This is a genomic window from Rhizobium sp. PDO1-076 (genome assembly GCF_000247475.1).
Taxonomy (GTDB): Bacteria; Pseudomonadota; Alphaproteobacteria; order Rhizobiales; family Rhizobiaceae; genus Allorhizobium.
Genome location: NZ_AHZC01000313.1, coordinates 1 through 981 on the forward strand (window position 1 = coordinate 1; position 981 = coordinate 981).

Annotated in this window: 1 protein-coding gene; it reads right to left on the bottom strand. The window is 65.0% G+C overall.

Annotated elements, in window-relative coordinates; genetic code table 11:
* Positions 1–913 (bottom strand): amidase (locus PDO_RS15820; RefSeq protein ID WP_007603894.1); only part of this gene is annotated, 913 nt, incomplete at its 3' end.
* Between the last annotated feature and the right edge of the window lie 68 nt (positions 914–981).

A 981-nucleotide genomic window follows, 5' to 3' on the forward strand; every position in this document is an offset into this window, starting at 1 on the left:
CCTCGACCCTGCCGAGATGGTCGGACAGCCGCGCCACCACCCGGCCGAAAGCCTCGCGGATGATACTCGACGTCGGCGCAAAGCCGAAATCCTCGGTCACGGCGATCCGAAGCGTTGCCAGATCCGGCCGCCGGCCCTGGCCGAAGCGGTCGGCCTGCCACGGCGTCTGCCCGTCCACGACCACCGTATAGGGGTCGAGCCGATCGGGTCGCGCCATGACCGACAGCATCAGCGCCACATCGGCGACGCTGCGACCCATCGGCCCGCTGGTCGACAGATGCAACAGCGCCATGGCGCGCGTATCACCGGGAACAACGCCGGGCGAAGGGCGGAAACCGACAACACCGCAGAAGGCTGCGGGGTTGCGCAGGCTGCCGCCCGTATCCGAACCCGTGGCCAAAGGTGCCATGCGGGCCGCCAGAAGGGCTGCCGAACCGCCGGATGAGCCGGCGGCACTTTTGGTCGTGTCGTGAGGATTGGCCGTGACGCCATAGACGGCATTGCGGGTATTGCCGCCGGCGCTCCAGTCCGGATTGTTTGTTTTGCCGAGGGGAATGCCGCCGGCCCGGCGCATGGCGGCAACGATAGCATCGTCCTTGACGGCAATATTGTCTCGAAAGATTTCAGAGCCGAAGGTGGTCGGCAGGCCCTGGACATCGATCATGTCCTTGACGCCGAAAGGCAAGCCATGCAGCGGACCGAGCACCTCATGGCGCATCACGCTGTGCTCGGCATGGCGTGCCTCGGCAAGAACACGGTCGAAATCCTGCGCCACAACGGCATTCACCGTAGGATTGAGCTGCGTGACGCGCTCGATACAGGCCTCGGCCAGTTCGACCGGCGACAGGCGGCGCTGGCCGATCAGCCGGCGCGCGTCCATCGCATCGAGATCGGCAGGATGGGTCTTGCTCATGGCGATTACCTTTTTACATCGAGAGAGCGACAAGGCCCTTGATCAGCATGTTGAGAGCCATCAGCGAG